15 protein-coding genes are annotated in these 19,444 nt (G+C 38.9%); 8 read left to right on the top strand and 7 right to left on the bottom strand.

Translation table 11 applies throughout. The features are described from left to right. Window positions 1-3 precede the first annotated feature (3 nt). Window positions 4-1,218: a hypothetical protein gene (locus EMK97_RS11820; RefSeq protein WP_130602422.1), complete on the top strand. Its 1,215-nt coding sequence runs from the start codon at window positions 4-6 to the stop codon at window positions 1,216-1,218. Window positions 1,219-1,250: 32 nt separating this feature from the next. Here EMK97_RS11820 and EMK97_RS11815 read toward each other — a convergent pair whose 3' ends face one another. Next, window positions 1,251-2,246, bottom strand: coding sequence for an acyltransferase family protein (locus tag EMK97_RS11815; RefSeq protein ID WP_170176754.1), 996 nt, complete (start codon window positions 2,244-2,246; stop codon window positions 1,251-1,253). Window positions 2,247-2,296: 50 nt separating this feature from the next. Beyond that, window positions 2,297-3,712 carry a mannose-1-phosphate guanylyltransferase/mannose-6-phosphate isomerase gene (locus EMK97_RS11810; protein WP_130602418.1) on the bottom strand — a complete coding sequence of 472 codons (1,416 nt, stop codon included), beginning with the start codon at window positions 3,710-3,712 and terminating at the stop codon, window positions 2,297-2,299. 163 nt (window positions 3,713-3,875) lie between these two features. On the opposite strand from EMK97_RS11810, the gene EMK97_RS11805 reads away from it, so the two are divergent. The 7 genes from EMK97_RS11805 (at window position 3,876) to EMK97_RS11775 (ending at window position 13,270) form a co-directional block, all read left to right on the top strand. Continuing rightward, entirely contained in the window at window positions 3,876-4,901 is a 1,026-nt protein-coding gene (locus EMK97_RS11805) for a polysaccharide deacetylase family protein (RefSeq protein ID WP_170176753.1), read from the top strand. A 100-nt stretch (window positions 4,902-5,001) separates the two neighbouring features. Then, window positions 5,002-5,841, top strand: coding sequence for a GNAT family N-acetyltransferase (locus EMK97_RS11800; protein ID WP_170176752.1), 840 nt, complete (start codon window positions 5,002-5,004; stop codon window positions 5,839-5,841). Between the two features lie 70 nt (window positions 5,842-5,911). Next, on the top strand, window positions 5,912-6,979 hold the full coding sequence (locus EMK97_RS11795) for an ATP-grasp domain-containing protein (RefSeq protein WP_130602412.1): 1,068 nt from the start codon (window positions 5,912-5,914) through the stop codon (window positions 6,977-6,979). Window positions 6,980-7,034: 55 nt separating this feature from the next. Continuing rightward, window positions 7,035-8,093, top strand: coding sequence for a sugar-transfer associated ATP-grasp domain-containing protein (locus tag EMK97_RS11790; RefSeq protein WP_130602410.1), 1,059 nt, complete (start codon window positions 7,035-7,037; stop codon window positions 8,091-8,093). A gap of 8 nt (window positions 8,094-8,101) precedes the next feature. Continuing rightward, complete coding sequence (locus EMK97_RS11785) at window positions 8,102-8,626, top strand: GNAT family N-acetyltransferase (RefSeq protein ID WP_130602408.1); 525 nt, start codon at window positions 8,102-8,104, stop codon at window positions 8,624-8,626. A 147-nt stretch (window positions 8,627-8,773) separates the two neighbouring features. Further along, window positions 8,774-11,980 carry an InlB B-repeat-containing protein gene (locus tag EMK97_RS11780; RefSeq protein ID WP_130602406.1) on the top strand — a complete coding sequence of 1,069 codons (3,207 nt, stop codon included), beginning with the start codon at window positions 8,774-8,776 and terminating at the stop codon, window positions 11,978-11,980. Window positions 11,981-12,046: 66 nt separating this feature from the next. Beyond that, window positions 12,047-13,270 carry a polysaccharide lyase domain-containing protein gene (locus EMK97_RS11775; protein WP_170176751.1) on the top strand — a complete coding sequence of 408 codons (1,224 nt, stop codon included), beginning with the start codon at window positions 12,047-12,049 and terminating at the stop codon, window positions 13,268-13,270. A 70-nt stretch (window positions 13,271-13,340) separates the two neighbouring features. On the opposite strand, the gene EMK97_RS11770 is transcribed toward EMK97_RS11775, so the two are convergent. The 5 genes from EMK97_RS11770 to EMK97_RS11750 are packed head-to-tail and all read right to left on the bottom strand — an operon-like array spanning window position 13,341 to window position 19,365. Further along, a complete protein-coding gene (locus EMK97_RS11770; RefSeq protein ID WP_130602402.1) occupies window positions 13,341-14,774 on the bottom strand; it encodes a lipopolysaccharide biosynthesis protein in 1,434 nt (477 codons plus the stop codon). A 37-nt stretch (window positions 14,775-14,811) separates the two neighbouring features. Next, the gene (locus tag EMK97_RS11765) at window positions 14,812-15,798 is read right to left on the bottom strand and encodes a hypothetical protein (protein ID WP_130602400.1); all 987 of its coding nucleotides are present in this window, start codon (window positions 15,796-15,798) and stop codon (window positions 14,812-14,814) included. A gap of 13 nt (window positions 15,799-15,811) precedes the next feature. Then, entirely contained in the window at window positions 15,812-17,044 is a 1,233-nt protein-coding gene (locus EMK97_RS11760) for a glycosyltransferase family protein (protein WP_130602398.1), read from the bottom strand. Window positions 17,045-17,050: 6 nt separating this feature from the next. Beyond that, window positions 17,051-18,010 (bottom strand): polysaccharide deacetylase family protein, encoded by a 960-nt coding sequence (locus EMK97_RS11755; RefSeq protein WP_170176750.1) that lies wholly within the window; start codon window positions 18,008-18,010, stop codon window positions 17,051-17,053. A gap of 11 nt (window positions 18,011-18,021) precedes the next feature. Continuing rightward, window positions 18,022-19,365, bottom strand: a complete 1,344-nt coding sequence (locus EMK97_RS11750) for a putative O-glycosylation ligase, exosortase A system-associated (protein WP_130602394.1) — start codon at window positions 19,363-19,365, stop codon at window positions 18,022-18,024. Window positions 19,366-19,444 lie beyond the last annotated feature (79 nt).

Raw genomic sequence — 19,444 nt, 5'->3', positions numbered from 1 at the left:
ACAATGAACTATATTCGCAGCTACTTCATCAGTTTTATTGTCTTAATATCGAGTATTGGCACAGTTAATTGGTTTATCGATCCCTTCGGCATGTATTGGTCACCCGTTATGACTGGTGTAAATGAAATAAAGCCTGAAGCTGGCACACGCTCACGTATTAGCAAAGCTTATCAAGTAGATAAAGTTGCCCCGCAAATATTAATAGTTGGTAATTCACGTGTAGAGATGGGCTTAGATCCCAACAGTAAAATTTTTGCAGGTAAGCGGGTTTATAACCAAGGCATGCCGGGCGCACACTTAATTATGCAAGTTGACTACGCTATTGATGCTATCGAAAACAATCACAGCATAGAACACGTAATTATGGGGGTAGATTTTCTCGACTTCTTAGTTAACAGCCAACAATTAAATAGTGAGCACCAACAGCAAAATGAGACAATAAGAGCGCGTTATCAGTTTAGATTAAGCACTCTTGATGCAAGCGCTAGCGAATACAGCTACCAAGGGCTGAAAGAAAAACTAGCCATGATATTTTCTTTGGATGCCTTAACGGCAAGTATTCAAACCCTTAGCAAGCAAAATGCGACAACAAGCAGTATCAGCGCGCTTGGTTTTAATAGCGCCGACTCATACAAAACCATTATGCAAACTGAAGGCATCAAGCCACTGTTTAACCAGAAGCTCAATGAGATTTCCGCCAGATTAAATAGTGACTTGGTCATAAAAACACAAAAAGATTCACCTTACTCACCAAAATTCAGCCATTTAGGGCGACTAATATCAACGGCGAGTCAACATAATATAAAGCTAACTCTGTTTATCAATCCGTATCATTATAGCTATTTACATACACTTGCCGATAAAGGTCAGTGGCAAAACTTTATGTTATGGAAGCAGCTTGTTCAGCAGTATATTGCCAGTCAAAACTCAAGCATTGCCTTGTGGGATTTTAGCGGCTTTAATGAAGTTATTAATGAAGCCGTACCATTAGATAAACCCAAATCATATATGCAATGGTTTTGGGAACCAGCGCATTATAAACGTGAGCTCGGTGAAAGAATGCTCGCGACTCTATTGCTCGATAAAAACGATATCAAGTTCGGCCAGCGATTAACTGAAACGAGCTTAGCTGAAGCAACTAATCAAGAAGCGCGGGCATTAAACAATACCAGCAGTCAATGGCAAAAATTAAAAAACCAGCTGAGCTTAGCGCAATAGCTCAGCATATCGTTTTATCAGCTGAACTCGGCTTAACTACCAACAAGGTAGCGGCTTCTAGTACCGAGTAGTTTTTGCATAGCAACAATAATTGCCACACAAATAAGTAAAATGCTTAGGGTCAGAATAGGATAAAGTAACAAACTGCCTGCTACCTTAGCGCCAAATAACTTTTCACAGGCCATTTTACTGGCCGTTAGCACATAAGAATGAATGAAAAACACACCAAAGCTAGCATTTGCTATAGTATGAATTAACTTATAGTTAGTTTTTTCGCCCAATCGATACAACAAACCAACAAAGAAAGCCGACATGGCTATTTTTTGTATATAGTTCACATAAGTCATAGTGCCGGCCATCATATAAAACTCATAAAGCACGCAACCAAGAATAAACAAAGCCAAAGTAACAAGTACTTGCTTTTGACTTAATTTATCATTTAACTGCACTTTAAAATGACTACAGTACATACCAAGCATATAGACAGAGAAAAAATGGACAAAGCTCTGTAGCGGTAACCCGCGACTAACAAAGCAAGAAACTATAATGGCAATAGGTAATAACCAATAAAAATATCGCGTTTTATCTGCATAGACCAACAAAGGTGCGATCAGATAAAACAAAGATATCATGGGAATAAACCATAAAGGCGCAAGATGAAAACCAGTAAGGTAAAAATAAATGACTTGCTGCCAAGGAGCATTGTCATAAAATCCCGGCCACACTGTCTCTCTAGTCATAAAGAAAACAAAGACAACAATGGCAGGAATCGAGACTAATAAATAGGGAACAATGACGTTTTTAAGCTTATTGATAAAATATTTTTTATGCTGGTATTTCACCGCGAGATGTTGAAATAGATAACCAGCAATAAAAACAAATAACACAGAGCCATTGCTCATCACGATACGCAGTAGTCTTTCTATATCAGCCGAATCTTGAGGCCAAGTAAAAAAGTCTATTGCGTGCCCTGCAACAATAAATAATATCGCTAACGCTCTAAATGAGTGAATATAACCTAAGAACACAATGAATCCCTTCTACACAATTAATTTAGGTATTAAAAACTATTTAGGTTTTAAGCTCGGCCATACTTATCTTCAAAGCGAACAATGTCATCTTCGCCCAAATAACTACCTGATTGTACTTCTATCATTTCCAAAGGCAGTTTACCTGGGTTTTCTAAAGCGTGCACAGCACCAATAGGAATAAAGGTCGATTGATTTTCGCTTAACAATACCGTGTTATCGTCTATGGTCACTTTGGCTGTACCCGAGACAATAATCCAGTGCTCGGCTCTATGATGGTGCATTTGTACCGACAATTTAGCACCAGGCTTAACCGTTATACGCTTAACTTGAAAACGCTCACCCATATCTATGCTGTCGTACTTGCCCCATGGACGATACACTTCTCGATGCAGCGAAGATTCAGGACGATTATCAGCCTTAAGCTGCTCAACGATCTTTTTCACATCCTGCACTTTATCTTTATTTGCCACCAAGACCGCATCTGGCGTATCAATAACCACTAAGTTATCTACACCTACGGTTGCTATTAACTTGTTTTGACTGTGCAAATAGCTATTTGTTGTGCTGTGCGCAAGTATATCGCCTTTAACAACGTTCTTATTGTCATCTTGCTGACAAACATCCCATAGCGCTGAATAGGAGCCAACATCATTCCAGCCAGCATCAAGAGGAACCACTTCTGCGTCAGCAGTTTTCTCCATCACGGCATAATCGATGGATTCACTTGGGCATGCTAAGAATGCTGCTTTATTTGGACGTAAGAAATCTAAATCTTGGCTGACTTGTGTCATCGACTTTTGACACGCTTGCAAAATATCTGGGCGAAACTTCGCTAATTCTTCAAGGTAACGAGATGCTTTAAATAAAAACATACCGCTATTCCACAAATACTGGCCTGAATCTAAATACTCTTGTGCCAAGGTTTCATTTGGCTTTTCTACAAACTCAGCCACTTTATATGAGCCTAAAGCTTGTTCTTGGCCTTGTTTAATATAGCCATAACCTGTTTCAGCATGCGTTGGTACTATGCCAAATGTAACCAATTTTCCTTGTTCTGCCACCTTAGTTGCCGTGGTAATAGCCTGATGAAATGCTTGCTGATTTTCAATTACATGATCAGCTGCTAACACTAACAACAAGGCCTCATCATTTTGCTCTAAAGCATTAATGGCTGCTAAAGCAATAGCCGGAGCAGTATTGCGCCCTTCAGGCTCAAGCAAAATGGTTTGTGGCTCATCAGTGAGATTACGCACCTGCTCAGCTAATAGAAATCTATGCTCTTCATTACAAATGAATACTGAGCTTGCGCACCCCTTAGGTAAGCGTTGCATAGTATCTTGCAACATTGATGTCTCATTAACTAAAGGTAAAAACTGTTTTGGGAAAAGCGCACGAGAAAGTGGCCATAATCTAGTGCCACTACCACCACACATAATTGCAGGGAAGATTGTTGCAGAGCTCATATTTATTCCATTGATGAGTAGTAATTAATTGGTTTAGAGCGGCTATAATAAGTCATATCACGCCTTAGTAAAACCTATTTTCTTATAGTTATTTTTTGCTTTTTGACTAAATTCACCAATACTAAAATCAATAACACTCTTTGGTAATTTTGGGGCATTACCTTTGCTTAAAAACTCCGGTGATATTAATAACAATAAAAAAAAGGTGATTATTTCCTTTGACGCTGAGTTTAGCATCAATGGTGCTTTTGCAGACCCTGAGCACAAACAGCCTTGTGCTGATGCTATTTTCGCCCCAAATCCTGATGGCACAGAAGGGCTAACAGATATATTAACCATACTTTCTGCTCATCAAGTTAAAGCAACTTTTTTCGCTGAAGTACTTAATAGTTATTATTTTGGCAATAGTAAAATGCTAAAATACGTACAGCAAATGATTGAATGTAATCAAGATATTCAATTACACACCCATCCCTGCTGGTTAATCTTTAAAGAAAAAAACTGGCAAGATAAAGTCTCCTCTCGGCTCGTTTGTGATGATTTTGACGGCACCTGCAAAAAAGATATTGTTAAAGTGCTAAGTGAATGCCTTGATATTTTCAAACAATGGGATGTACCTAGACCGGTTGCCTACCGCGCCGGCAACTTACACCCTAAGTTAGCTCTGTACGATGCGTTAGATGAATTAGGCTTTACTGTTTCTAGTAGTGTTGACCTGCCCATATATATACCCAAAGAGCCACAACTTAGAACCTGCAATAAAGCTATAGATGTCCACAATATTACCGAATTTCCAGTTACTAGCTTTAAAAGTATGGGCATTAGAGAAAAGGCACTCACCATTACAGGCTGCTCATTTATGGAAATGAAAAAAGTGCTCACCGAATCACTAAAAAAAGATACCTCTCCTATCGTCATTTTGAGCCATGTCCACGAGTTTATAAAAAAACAGCCAATCAGTGGCAAAGTGGTGAAAAATAAAGTCAATCTGAATCGACTTAATCAACTTTGCCAGTTTATAAATCAAGACTCGCGTTTTCAATTTACCACCTTTGCACAGTTGGCATGCCAAGCCCATAAAAATAAAACACAGGAAAAAGCAGCCAAAAAATCAAATTGCACACTATCAACACCTGTTGTGCATGGCTTATGGACTCTGACACAAAACAAAGTAAACGATTACTTTTAGCTGACATAATAATGCTATGACTCACTATAAGCTCACATTTCAACTTGGCGACCTCATCCTTTTTAGTAAAACCATAAGGGTAAACACTGAGCATCCAGCAATGTCACTAGCAGAGCAGCCACTAAGCGATTTATCACAGTTGAATTTTACTCAAGAGGATAATCCGCAGTTCTTTCCAAGAGTATTCGTTCAGCAAGCTAGCCCATTTAACAAAATCAGCAAACATGCAAATCAAATAATATACGTTAGAGCAAGGCTTAATAATTACGCTATTAATCTAGAGCGCTTCAACTCGTTTGAGCAATACCTAGCAAAATTCTCTGCCAAATCAAGATCGACCTTAAAAAGAAAGGTGAAAAAAGCAGTTAACTCAGGTGTTATCATGCGTACCTTTTGCACACCTGATGATGTTGATATATTTCTGCGTGATGCGAGATTCATTGGCAATAAAACTTACCAAAAGAAGCTTTTTGATGCCGCCATTCCTGAAACCAGTCAGTTTAAAGAAGCGGTAATAAAGCAAGCACAACAAGGATGCTTATTAGCCGCTATTTTATATAAAGAAAATGAGCCAATAGCTTATCTTTATTGCCCACAAAAAAATCAAAGTTATATGTATACCTATTTAGGCTATTTACCTAAATATCAACAATATTCTCCCGGCACCGTGCTGCAATATTTACTGCTTGAACATATTTTCTCTCTAACAAATAAAGCAAAATATTTTGATTTCACCGAAGGTGATGGTGAACATAAAAAACTATTTTCTTCAGAGCTAGTCAGTTGCTGCAATTGTCTTGTCATTAACAACAACTCAAGTGACTATTTTTGGCTAAAACTGCAATGCTATTTTGATACTTTCTCTGCATTTATCGGCAAAATTCTCAGCAAATTAAGGGTAAAACAAACAGTTAAACGGTTAATTCGTCGTTCTACGTAATTGCCTGCTTAAAACTGTTATTCCTGACTATACTTAAAAACATAAACAGCTAATCAAAATAATAATCTTTATGGAAAAAAAGCTTAATATTCTCTTACTTGCTGGCTCTGGTGCGCTTAATTTAAAAGTGGTGTACTGTTTAAACGCTATAGATAATATCAAGGTGCATATCTGTTCCTCGACGCCAGATAATCTAGTCAAATTTAGTCGATATAAAGATCATTTATTTCACCTGCCATGGCTTGAAAAGCCAGAAAGCTGCAGCGAAGACATTAAGCAATATTGTATCGATAACAATATAAAGGTCATCATTCCTGGCGATGTCAACGCCACGGCATTTTTGTTTGAACATCAAAGTAACTTTCCTGCGGCTATTTTTCCTTGCTGCTCTAAAGATATGCTAGATCAACTCGATAACAAGTGGCGCTTTGCCGAAACGCTAGTGAATAACCATATCAGAACACCAAAAACCTTATTACTCAACAATAAGCAAGCAGTCAAAAGCATCACCGATAACATAAGCTTTCCAATCATGGTGAAACCTATCTATGGTGAATCCTGGCACGGTGTGCTGCTGATGGAAAGCCCTAGGGAGTTAATGCAACACCTTGAGAGTAATAGCCAATACGCTCAGTTACCTTTAATAGTGCAGGAATACATTCCGGGCATAGATATTGACCTAAGCTTTATCGCAAAAGAAGGTCAGATATTAATTTCCGACGTGCAGCGCTGGCTAAATGAAGATGAGCTGTCTTTTGAAGCAAATGCAGAGGTAAGTCAGTTAAGTAAAGATATCGTCTCTGCTTTTAACTATTCTGGTGTTGGCCATTTTGATATGAGGCTATCAACAACGGATAATCGCGTTTATGTTATTGAGTGCAATCCTAGGTTTTGGTTTTCTATTACCGCCGCTATGGCACAAGGCCTCAACTTTGTTGAACAAGGCATTAATTACACCCTAGGTAAACCGTTTTTAAGTTCTGGTGCCAAAGGCTGCTACCTACTACCGAAAAAACAACTTAAGAAGTTACTGTCAGGGCAAAGCAAGTTGAGCCAATTAAGCCATGCTCAAAGGCATAGCTTAACCGCAACCTTATTTGATCCTCTACCCCATCTTGTTGATTTATGGCGCAAATAAAGCTTATGGATTATATAGCTACTGCTGCCATCTGAGCCAGCTAAAGGACTTACAGATGAAGAAATTCAAACAACTAAAAGACATTCTAAAATACGCCTATTTTCTCGCCGGCTTAAATCCTTATAAATTTTATACGGCCCTTAAACGCTTTTACTTTTATTACCAACAGAGACAATTCTCCCCTGAAGAAATCTTACTCTACAATTTAGTGTCGACAACAGATTGCTGCCAATACAAAAAGAATATTTACAGCAATGAGGAATACCTTAGCATTCAAAAAAAGCTTAATCCCGCGCAATACCGTCACTTAACCGAATCTAAAATAGAGTTTGATAAGTTATGTCAAAGAGAGGGGATTCCAACAGCAAAAGTATTTTTCTACCTAGAGCGACAAGCTCAAAGCGCTAACAGCAATCTAGAGTCAAAATACCAATCGCTTTTTTCGACACTAGAAGACGGAAACTACCTAGCAAAACCGTCAAAAGGCACTCATGGTCAGGGCATTTGGACTTTCACAAAAAACCAAGAGCGATTCCAGGTAAATAGCACAGCCATGTCTTTACCTCAATTTTGCCAATATGCCGTGCAAATATGTAAAAACTCAGACTACCTCATTCAAGAACGCATACATCAGCATCAACAAATAGAAACTTTCGCACCATCCAAAGCACTACAAACATTACGTTTTAATACACTGATAGAAAAAGGCGAGTGCAAAATACTTTTTTGTGAGTTTAGACGCGCAGGCCAAGATAGGGTCACAGATAACTTTAATACAGGTAAGGGCGGCTCGACAATTTGGACAGTAAACCTTGCCGATGGCCAACTTATTAGGGGCTATAAAGTTCATCAAAGCGGTTATGGCAGCCAAATAATCACACCAAATAGCGAACTAAATACAGACAATGCCGTTATGCCGTGCTGGCAGGAAACATTAGCCTTAGTAGAAAAAGCAGCCTTGGCATTTTTACCACTTAAAACGATTGGCTGGGATGTCGCTATTACCAATTCAGGGCCCATTTTAATGGAAGCCAACAGCTTCTTTGACCCTATCAACTTTATGACTGACTATAATAAAGAAGATATCTATCAGCAACTTATCGCGCAAGTATAGAGGTAGATATGAGTCAACTAAAATCCATTATCAAACGCCTTGTACCTCAATATGAATTTTATCGAATTTTTAAGTGCGAACTACCAGCGAAACAAGTGCAATTAGCCAATCAATTTGACTTTTGTCTTATTGAAGAGCAAGCGCTTAAAAAACAAGCTTTATATGTCAGCACACAAGCATATCAAAATGAAAACAGCCTAGCCTTTGGTATTACTCATAACAACAATCTTATTGCTATTCAGTGGTACTGGTATGGTCATCAGGTGAATAAACTAGATTGGTGGTCAACACCTGAAAATTCGGCAATGTCTATGCATATTCAGGTGACGCCTGAATACCAAGGGCAAGGGGTGTCTACCCAACTCAAAAGCTTAGCCTTAGCTGAATTAAAAAAACAAGGTTTTCAATATGCTTTTAGCCGCGTATGGCATAACCATTGGGCCTCTATAGCCATGAACAGAAAGCTCAAAGCCAAACAAGTTGGCTGGCTAGTACGTTTATTTAATAAAAATTTTCATGCTAAATATTGTTAATACCAAGTTGATTAAGTATTTGCTCAGATTGGTATAAATATTCTCCACATAAAATCAATCAGCAATATTTACTCGTTGAGTTACTCGCTCAGCTGAAAAATTAAGTGTATTATTAACTATTACTCAAGGACTCGGTATCAGCTAGCAATGCAACTTATTCAGTCTCTCAAATTACTATTTTCATTAGTGCTGGCGCTATCATTACTTGCTTGTGGCTCAAATGGTGATGATGCCAAAATAGTCACAGACAAGCCCATTGATAACTATGCTATTGATGTTCAGATATTAAACGCTGAACAACTGGGTACAGTGACTATTCTTCCCGATAACATAATGTGTACCAGCAGCTGCACAACATCCGTGGTCGCCAATAGCGCAATAACACTTACTCATAAGTCAAATGATAACTCAAGCTTTCAAGGTTGGGGCGGCGCTTGTGCTGGTTTAAGCGACTGTAAAGTAACGGTAAACCAAGATATCACCATTCAAGCAAACTTTATTCAAACAACTAACCAAAAAACCTTAACAATACAAAATAACCATAATGGCCAATTGTATTTAAATGGCAATTTGATCGATTGCCCAAGCCAATGCAGTTATACATTTGCACAAGGCGAGCAAATTTCACTATCTACGTCCTCAAATGAAGCTTTCAACTTTGATGGTTGGTCGGGTGCCTGTAGTGGTACAGGTGATTGCATATTATTAATGAATCAAGACGCTAGTGTTGAAGCACTGTTTTCAGCATTAATTCCTCAGCACCTTTTAGCAATAACCACCTCAAATAACGGTCAAATATACCTAGATGATAACCCCATCACTTGTATTGAAGCTTGTTTGTACTCTTTTGAACAAGGAAGCCAAATAAGGCTATCAGCCATTGCTGATAAAGGGTTTTCGTTTGATGGCTGGCCTAGCCAATGCGATAGCACAAGCACAGGTGGCTGTATCTTACAGATGGATCAAGACATTGAGCTTGAATTAAGTTTTTCAAAAGATATTATTTTCAACTCGTTAACAATTACGACTAACAATCTAGGTCAAATACAGCTAAACGAGCAAATAATAGATTGCATCACCACCTGTAGCTACACTTATGAGCAAGGAAGTTCATTAACTTTAACCGCCATAGCCAATGAAGGTTATGTTTTTGATGGTTGGTCTGGTGCCTGCTCAGGACAAGCACAATGTAGTATCACCCTAAATGAAGATACCAGTGTTCAAGCGAGTTTCTCTGCTATTCCTGCCGTTGTTTATGATAAAAACTCTAGTGCCATGGTTATAACTGAGCCCTATGGCGAAACACATAGCAATTACCCTGTTCAAATTGGCCGTCCTTTTATTGAAGGAGAAATAAGCAACTTCCCGCAAGTGCTGATTAATGGTGAAACCATTACCAGCCAAGCCAATGTTATGCAAAGACACCCTGATGGCAGTGTCAAACATGCCATTATTAGCTTTATTATTCCCGAAGTATTGCCTAATAGTAGCAAGATTATCACCTTCGAAAATACCGAATCTTCGAATGAAACGCCACTAAGCAAAGCTGAAATGCTAAGTACGCAATTTGATGCGCAAATGGCATTAACTTTCACCGATGAGACAAGTATTTCAGCCAAAGATATGTTAACCAATGATCATTATCGCTATTGGCTAAAAGGTCCTATTGCTACATCAATAATCCTAGCCGATCATTCAGAAGAGCGCGTTTATGATGTCGGTAGTGATAGCCATAGATCAATCAGGCCACTATTTCACATTACCTTTTGGCCAACCATTGATAAATACCATGTGCGATATATTGGTGAATCAGCCAATACTGAGTCTTTACAAGATCAAACTTACCAGCTTGCCTTAAAAATTGACGGCAACACCTTCTATAATTCAACAGCAATACCACACCAAACCATGACACGCTGGACACGAACGCAATGGTCAGGCGAACAATTTAAACCATTATCAATCAATCATAATGTTCATTACTTAGTAAAAACGCATTCTTTACCAAACTTTGATGTGGAAAGGGTTATTCCTGAAAGTACCATAAGCAAAGACTGGCAGTTGTGGCAAAGCAAAGACACAGATCTTTATGATAAAGGCTGGTGGCAGTCAGCTATGGCTACAGGTGGTGGCAGACCCGATATAGGTATTTATCCAGCTTGGACGGTTAAATGGCTATTTACTGGTGACTGGCGATACCACACAATTGCCACTAAACAAGCGGATTTAGCCAGTGCTTGGCCTATTTTTCTTAGAGAAGGCGATAGTAGCAGACGGTTTGACTTTGCTGGCAACTATGATGGTATTGGCCGCATTTTATCTATGGCACCTCAAGCTAGACCGACACACTGGACAGCGAGACCTGATTGGCACGAAGTAGCAGAAAACGATAAAATTCATTATGTCGGTAGCCATGAAAAAACCCTATGGCGACCAGATAAAGCACACCATCCTGACTTAGCTAGCCCACAATATTTATTAACGGGTGATTATTATTATCTTGAGCAAATGCTCTTTTCAGCAGCTTATGTTAGCGGTGATAACAATGCCAAAGGCTTTAAATCAACCTTAGGTAGAGGCCCTACAGGCTCTGAAGGTGGCTTATATTCAGGCGAAGTCAGAGGGCAAGGTTGGGCGCTTAGAACAAGGCTACATGCTTACGATATATTACCCGATGACTTTCCTGAGAAAGCTTATTTTCATCAGCTAAATCAAAATGCTATTTCCATGTGGGAAGGCTTAATGGCTGTTACCTTAACGAATATAGCCGATCAAGAGCTCTATGATTTTGTCAAAAATAACGTTATACAGAATGAGTTTAAAAAAACACTTACGCCCTCTACCATTGGTCAGTGGGATGAAGGAGTAAGTAGTAGTAGCTATGTAAAACCAGAGCGGGTAAATACTGACAATGTAAATCAAGCACTCGCCCCTTGGATGCAAAACTTTGTCATTATTGCTTTAGGTCGAGCTAAAGAGCTAGGTTACGACACACAAAATTTATTAAACTTTTCAGGGCAACAGTTAACATCATTGTTTGCAGACGAAACCTTATCGCCAGCTATGATGAGCGCATATATCATACCCACCTTAGATAAAAACAATCAGTGGTTTACCTCATGGTCTACTATTTATCAACAATATACTGATGCATACACTACCGAGGTTCAGCAATACGTATTAAATAACCAAGACACAGAACATGGCTATCACAGTATTGCAATGGCGGCAGCGGCCTATTTAAATGGCTTAAGCCATCACGATAAACTATGGCAATATATACAGCAAAACATTGCCAGTAAAAGCATTTACGACAGCAATCCCAAATGGGCTATTGTGCCACGGACTGAATAATGCAACTTTGCCCTTAAGGAAGTAAACGCTATTAAAACCCTTAAATTTATCATTGCATCAATACTCGTGTGGTTAGTTATTTTTATAACCTTTACAGAAGAACTTATTGAGTTAAGAGTTAATATAGAAAAATACACGCAACGTAATATCCCTCAAAATACGGGTTTGCATAAGTACGCATTAATCGCTATTAAACTTGGCAGCAATATACTGCCAAGCGCTACTTATGTCGCCATCGAAAGAAAGTCGAACACTATCGGTGTTGGCAATTACTCGCCCATAACATCGTCCAGCCTAGCAAGTTATAAAAATATCTATGTTAATAGCGAAGAGCAAATAACCACAGCGCTAAAAAGCGCCTCTGCCGGCACTGTTATCAACATTGCTCCAGGGCATTATATCTTTAAGGGAAATTACCTTTATTTTGCCGCTAAGGGGGCAAAAAATGCGCCTATTATCTTACGTGCCGACAATATTGGTGACGTAACCTTTAATATGCAACTAAGAGAAGGGCTACTGATTCCTTCTCCATATATAATCATAGAAAACTTAGTCTTTTTAGGCGGTAAAACCAAATACGACACCATTGAGCATGCCTTACATATCGTCGGTGATGCCGATCATATTGAAATTAGACACAATGAATTTATTAACTTTAACGCCCACATCAAGGCAAATAGTGTTAAAAATACAGCCGGACAGCGTATTTATCCCGACCATGTAAAAATACTTAATAATAACTTCTACAACCACTGGAAGCGCAATACCTTATCACCGGCTAGCCCTATCGATGTGGTTGGTGGCAAAGGTTGGCTAGTGGCTAATAATTTTATTGCCGACTTTGCTAAATATGGACGAAAAGGCCGTGGTGTTACTTACGGAGTTTTTCTAAAGGGGGCAAGTGAAGACGGCATCATTGAAAACAACCTAGTCAATTGCCAATGGCAAGTAGAGCATACCTCTGCCAATGACATTCGCATAGGTATCTCTTTAGGTAATGGCGGCACAGGTAAAAAGTTTTGTATGGATGGCCAGTGCGCATACGAGCACAAAAATGGCATTATACGAAACAACACGATTCTTAACTGCCAAAATGACGTTGCCATTTATATCAATAAAGGTAAAGACACCCTAATTGAAAACAACTATATCGCAAATAGTTTAGGTATTGATGTTCGCCATGTAGAAAGTAATGCCATCATTTCGCAAAACTATTTAGACAGTCGAATTAAAGCAACTAAAGGCGCAACCATTACCACCGTCAACAATGCACCTTTAAGTAGCTATTAGCAGTTTTAACATTTTACCCAGGTTTGCATAAGAGATACCGCAAAAAAACAACAAAATCATCAAGTTGTAGTTACTTATGTAATAAGCTCTTCAACTTGACCACTGAGCTTTTATCAAACACTAGCACCACGCTAATAAAACTCACAGCACCGGCAAAAATTAAACAAAGCAATGTGGTAAAATTGTTTTCTTCACCAAGGTATTGATACAAAAGAAAGTTAACTAGCAGCATAAGACTACCTGCGCATAGCGGTACTAAAATACTGCGAATAAAATCAATTGGCTGCACAGATAAAAACTTTAATGATCGCCTAATCATCCAAACAAAAAACAGCAAGTAGCCTAATGACCATCCCAGTGCAGCGCCAACTAAATCCCACTGTAAACCGATATAAACACTGCTCGGAATGACCACACATAACACCATTAAATTACGGGTATTAAACTTAGGGTGACCAATACCGGCAATAGCTGAGTGCGTTGCTAGCTGATATATACGAAATGGCATAACTAACGCCAATAACTGAAATATAATACCTGCATTTAACCACTTATCGCCTAATAGCACGCTGATCAATGGCTCAGCTATTGAGGCCATGCCCCAAAAGATAGAAAAAGCCATTAGCGCTATTATTTTACTGCTTTGTAGATAGTAATAAGCGGTTGCTGCGCGATCTTCTTTTACCTTGGCATAGCCAACAAAGCTCACTTCATTAAGTGTTTGAGCCACTTTTTCCAGGGGTAAGTTAGCAAGCTGGCTACCAACAGAGTAATAGCCTAATGATTTAGTGCCTAACACTTTACCTATAATAAACGAATCTGCTTTTAAGAAAATAAAATGCAATAAGCGATTGATAATAGTAAACATACCAAAGTTAAAATGTGACCTAAACTCAGAAAAGTCAGTGGTTAACCTAAGGTGGGATGCACTGTAAATATTCAATAATATTACTGAGGTTACCATAGCTATTAAGCTACCAAAGGCGATAGCCCAGTACTCAAAGCCTAGTAAAGCTAAGGTTAATGTTGTCAGAGAGTTAACAAACGCCTGCACCATCTGAATTAACGACAAGCGCTTAAAATTCATCTCCCGCTTTAAGATACCCGCAGGAACAACAGAAAAAGACAGCAGTAAAATATTTAAACTTAGCAAGCGTATGACATCTGCTAATTGTGGCGAGTCATACCAGTTGGCAACAGCTCCAGCACTAGAGAAAATTAGCAAAAATAGTGCGCCATTAAAGCCAATAGCTAAGGTGAAAACCTGAGCGCACAGCTTGGTATCGTGTTGTTTTTTCTGAACTATCACATCAGAAAAACCACTTACACCTAACGCTATTCCTAAGGTAATTAATGCAGTTGACAGCTCAATAATACCGTAATCGTTAGGCGTTAATATTCGAATAACGATAAAGGTAACTACCCAAGAAAATAGCTGGGATACTAACTTGCCAAAAAGTGACCACTTAACACCCGAAACAACTTGGCCTTTTACATCAGACATAAACTTTACATCTCTTTTTCAGTTTTAACTGATGTCACTAACTTAACGGAAGAATCGAAAATATTGCATTCATATCATGATCTTCAATATTTACCGACCACTCAATGCGCTTATCTTTAAAGTTATACTTTACCACTCGACTTGGCAGCGCATTACCCTCACCTGCTCCTGTTTTCTCCTTGACCCAGCTTAGGTAATCAGAAAACTTACTTGTTCTAATGCGGCTAAAGCCAACTATAGCTTCATCTTTACTCGTCATTAACAAGCTACGACACCAGCCAAGGTTTCGCTTAGTATTCTCTTGATAGTCATTTAAATTCTCAAGTAATACTCTTTCTGCTGTTTCAATGTTAAAGCCAACAATAAAGCCATTGACGGTAGTGAAATAAACCTCATCACCTAAAACAAAACCATCATGAGGACCACCCACTTCGATATCAAAGCGCTTATCACCAGTCAGAGAGATAGCATCTTTTTGTTTAAAGCGAGTAACGAACTTTTCTCCCTGATAATCAAAGCAGAAGTTGGGGTGTGAAGCATGCGGCTTAGTGGTTAACACTTTACGGTAATCTGTCGATTGCTCAAACTTATCCCATATCTCAGTATCTGTAGTTGACCACTGCTCAACTATATCGCCGGCAACATTAATCTCAAACACGGCATCTAACCCTGTCGCGCATACTAATAAGTTACCGTTTGGCAAACGTTTTACGTGATGAACATCATTAAAGGCATGTAAAGAGTAGCTTTGTTTTAAGGTATAATTTGATAATTCATACACCAAGGCTTCTGTTTGCGTACAAACAACTAGTTCATTTCCTTGAATATCACCCGATTTAAACAAAACTGAACATTCAGGCTTAGCAGGACGATTTTCTTCTGGTGAAAAGTACTCGATAACTCGCTGGCATTCACCTGTTGCTTCATCTAACTCGAGGGCAATCGCTAATTGAAAGCCAGACCACTCATCTTGCTTTTGCGCTTTCTCTATACCGCCGGTTAATAATAATTTTTTGCTATTCATACTCTCTATTGCCTTAAAGGCCCTTACTTTCAAATTCATTTTGACAAATATTGTCTAATAACTGCGCAAGTTCGAATGCTCTGTACTTGCGCTCATATTTATCAACATCTCGCTTTATTCGCTCTGGGGTATTAACGAGTGATTTAATCTGTGCCACCACGTCTTCAACACTATTAACCTGATAAGCCCCATGTTCCTTGGTAACCAAATTTGCCGTTTCTGTACCTTGCTTGGTTAAAGCCATTATTGGCTTATTACTGGCAAGATATTCATATAACTTCCCCGGTATCTGGCTATAAAAAATATCACCCTGCACTACCAATAACGCGCTAACTTGCTGCATTTCTAACAAGCACTGTGCATGGCTAACTCTGGGTAAAAACTCAATCAGATCATCAATATCAAGTGCCTGCGCTTTTGGTTGATAAATACCTTGGTTATGCTCACCTCTAAGCCTAAGCACAAAGTTAGCTGATGAAATATCACCCTGCTTTTTTAATTGTGATAAAGCTAAAAACAATACTTGCGGGTCTCTACCTCTCGCGTATAAAGAGCCCGTATGTAATAAAACAAAACGCTGTTCTGTTTCAATTTCAGCCGCTTCAAGCGGTAATAAGTTGCTGGTATCAAAGCCATTGGCAATACAACAAAACTTATTTTTCTCTTGGCTTGGATGCAATTTCTGGTACAAGCTCATTGCTGTTTTTGTTACGAAAACAGCCTTAGTACAGTGTTTAATAACCAATCTATCAAGCCATCTGTGCACGCTAAACGAGTCATAAACCTCTTCATCGTAATAGCACTGCAACGGGTCTCTATAATCAGCCAGCCAAGGCGTCGCCGTTAATTTTGCAATGCCTCCGGCAACAAGGTGACTAGTTAGTAGAGGATAGGTAGAAAACACCGCACTAACTTGAAACTTTTTGACTAAGGCAACACCCTTAGGTATTGCGGTAAAGCACCAACCCCAATATCTATCCGGCTTTTTCATCCAGCCAAAATACTTTCCCTTGTAGGCAAGATGTTTACTTACATCTAAACAAAATGTTCTATACACAGGAAACGTATGTTCAAGTTCAAGCTCAGTTTCACTATGACTAAATGTCTCTTGATTGACAGTTAACACTATCGGCTGCCAACCACATTGTTGAATATACTTAGCAAACTTTAACGTGCGCTCAACCCCTGGGCTAGTTGCTGGCGGAAAATCAAATGCCACAAGCAAGACTGTTTTTTGCTTAGCCATAATGCGTTATTTGCGAAAAAAGTTACAAAGGCGAATAGCGAACTTAGTCACATCACTATCCCAGGGCGTAAATCTAGGTAACATCAACTTATTGGTTTTTGGGGTAACATGCCCCCAAGTCGTCATCACCGCACTGTTAAAGCCAATTTCTTCAAGCATATCTACATGGGCTTGGCTAAAATCTTGCCCCTCTTTACCATTGGGGTAAGCAAAAATATCCACTTTGTCATGCAAAATCGCTTCTAAATTATTTTTTGATTCGAGAATTTCAAAGTGCGAGTTAGCATCCTGCTCTAATGCCAAAATGGGGTGACGATGGGTATGCGCGCCAATAAGCATACCGTTTGCATGTAACTCTTTAATTTGCGCTTTTGTCAGAAAAATCTGTTTATTTACATCAACCTGCAGTATTTTTTGTAATGTTTCTATGGCCGCACTTCTTTGCTCTAGCGGCATAAATTTACACTTTTTCTGAACCGCAGCATGCGCTTTAGCTTTATCTTTTGCTATCGTTAAATCAAACTCTGCTAAATCTAAAAAGCCCGCTAATCGATTTACCTTAGTATTTTCAAATGCCCCGGTTATTTGATCATTCCATAAACAACCCGCTTGAAGACCTTCCGTGGCAATAAAGTAAGTCGCACTAAGCTCTAACTCTTTCAAAATAGGATAAATGACGTCGTAACCATCTTGATAGCCATCATCTATGGTTATCGCCACAGTTAGCGGCTCAATAGACTGGCTTTCTGCTCGTTCTATTAACTCTGATAAAGAAATAACATTGAAATGTTGCTTCAAGAAGCGCATTTTTTCTCTAAACTCAAGCGCAGACATACTGTCATCAAATTCAGTTTCACTTTGATGACTAACGCGATGAAAATTCAAGATAACCGCTTTATTTTCAGATGCTCTCAACGCTAAACGATGAAAAATTTTAAAAATAATTTTCTTTGTTTGGTTTTTCATAAAACTCATCGCTATCCCTGCATGGCACGCTTTCTGATAAAATTGTGCCTGCTTGTTTCTCTATTAGAGGAAACGGGCTCTACTAATATTCTTCTCTCTAGAACAAAGCTCATCGCAATTAACACATAAATCAAATCAAAATAAGCCAAACTTACATTCGCCCCAGTTATGGCAAAACCGACTAAAGAAATAGACATCATTCGAGCCAAGTGTTCACACCACTCAATGTTAAGCTGTTTCGCTTTTTTAACTAATCGGTTTAGCCGTCGGTAAAACAAATATAATACCCATAAATACAACACTAAACCTATATAGCCTATATCACCAAGAACTTGGAAATAAATACTGTGAGCAGCCTTAGCAAATTGTTCTTCCGGTATTGGTGGTGTTGCTATTGGGCCAAAATTATCAATTTCTTCTCGATATTGATGCCAAGCAATAGGATCTTGCGTTGCCAAAAAGCTATTCCCAAAAAAGTTATCATTGGCAATTTTAACCGATATCTTCCATGCCCATATCCGGCCAATAAAAGAGTTATCTTGGGTAGAGGCCGTGGACACTGTATTCATTCGTTCTGCCCACTGGCTAGGAACAAAAGCTGATGCAATGCCAAGGGTTATCAATATTGCAATCGACCAAACGAACTTGCGATTCGATTTTAAGAAGAAATAACCCGCTAAAATCACTAAGCCGACAAACCCTCCGCGAGAGTATGAACCTATAATTGCTAAGACATTTAAAGCGGCTAAAGCCATTAGCCCGCTACGCAACATTTTATGTTTAGTTTGCCCAACCAAATATAAAATTAACGGAATAGACATATTGATAGCTACGGCTAAATCATTTCTATCACCAATAATATGCCCCTGGAAACCTGCAACCCTGTGGCCACCAAAAGATAATAAAAACTTAACCGCTTCCATTGCAGCAAATGACGAAACAGAAAGCACTACTGACCAAATAATGGTATCTATATGAACTTTCTTACTGACAATGAGAATAATAGCCAGGTAAAACAACAACACCTTGGAAAAATCACTAAATTTCCCCCAAGCAAAGTCGATTAATAGCGATTGCGAGGTCATAGTGCTGATAAGGGCACACAGCCAAAGAATAACTAAAAGAAAACTAGTGGTATCTAGCCTAAATTTCGGCTTATTCTTCATAAATACATAACCAACAAAGGTTAAAATAGCTATGGAGAAATTCATTCTAAAATTAGTAGAGAAGCCCCAAGCCCAACCAGCAGGAAATGCAAGCGTGATCCACGCCCAAGCAGCGACACCGATAAAAGGTTTACGTAAGGTGTAATAGATTAGAAAGAAAAACAGTAAGGTTACGGCAATATCGCGCACTGTTTATTCCTCCGAATCCGAAGGATCTTCATCATCCTTTTTAACCGCCCATTGATAAAGAAACAATAAGCAACAAATA

Origin of the sequence: Litorilituus sediminis, assembly GCF_004295665.1 — a bacterium.
In the GTDB taxonomy this organism is placed as follows: Bacteria; Pseudomonadota; Gammaproteobacteria; order Enterobacterales; family Alteromonadaceae; genus Colwellia; species Colwellia sediminis.
Note: the sequence above shows the minus strand (reverse complement) of the source record. Positions and strands in the feature narration are given on the sequence as shown.

What these genes read in the sequence shown, in the direction of transcription:
- EMK97_RS11820 (WP_130602422.1), top strand. Translation starts at nt 4, where the DNA reads ATGAACTATATTCGCAGCTACTTCATCAGTTTTATTGTCTTAATATCG.
- EMK97_RS11810 (WP_130602418.1), bottom strand. Translation starts at nt 3,712, where the DNA reads ATGAGCTCTGCAACAATCTTCCCTGCAATTATGTGTGGTGGTAGTGGC.
- EMK97_RS11800 (WP_170176752.1), top strand. Translation starts at nt 5,002, where the DNA reads ATGTCACTAGCAGAGCAGCCACTAAGCGATTTATCACAGTTGAATTTT.
- EMK97_RS11795 (WP_130602412.1), top strand. Translation starts at nt 5,912, where the DNA reads ATGGAAAAAAAGCTTAATATTCTCTTACTTGCTGGCTCTGGTGCGCTT.
- EMK97_RS11790 (WP_130602410.1), top strand. Translation starts at nt 7,035, where the DNA reads ATGAAGAAATTCAAACAACTAAAAGACATTCTAAAATACGCCTATTTT.
- EMK97_RS11785 (WP_130602408.1), top strand. Translation starts at nt 8,102, where the DNA reads ATGAGTCAACTAAAATCCATTATCAAACGCCTTGTACCTCAATATGAA.
- EMK97_RS11780 (WP_130602406.1), top strand. Translation starts at nt 8,774, where the DNA reads ATGCAACTTATTCAGTCTCTCAAATTACTATTTTCATTAGTGCTGGCG.
- EMK97_RS11770 (WP_130602402.1), bottom strand. Translation starts at nt 14,774, where the DNA reads ATGTCTGATGTAAAAGGCCAAGTTGTTTCGGGTGTTAAGTGGTCACTT.
- EMK97_RS11765 (WP_130602400.1), bottom strand. Translation starts at nt 15,798, where the DNA reads ATGAATAGCAAAAAATTATTATTAACCGGCGGTATAGAGAAAGCGCAA.
- EMK97_RS11760 (WP_130602398.1), bottom strand. Translation starts at nt 17,044, where the DNA reads ATGGCTAAGCAAAAAACAGTCTTGCTTGTGGCATTTGATTTTCCGCCA.
- EMK97_RS11755 (WP_170176750.1), bottom strand. Translation starts at nt 18,010, where the DNA reads ATGAAAAACCAAACAAAGAAAATTATTTTTAAAATTTTTCATCGTTTA.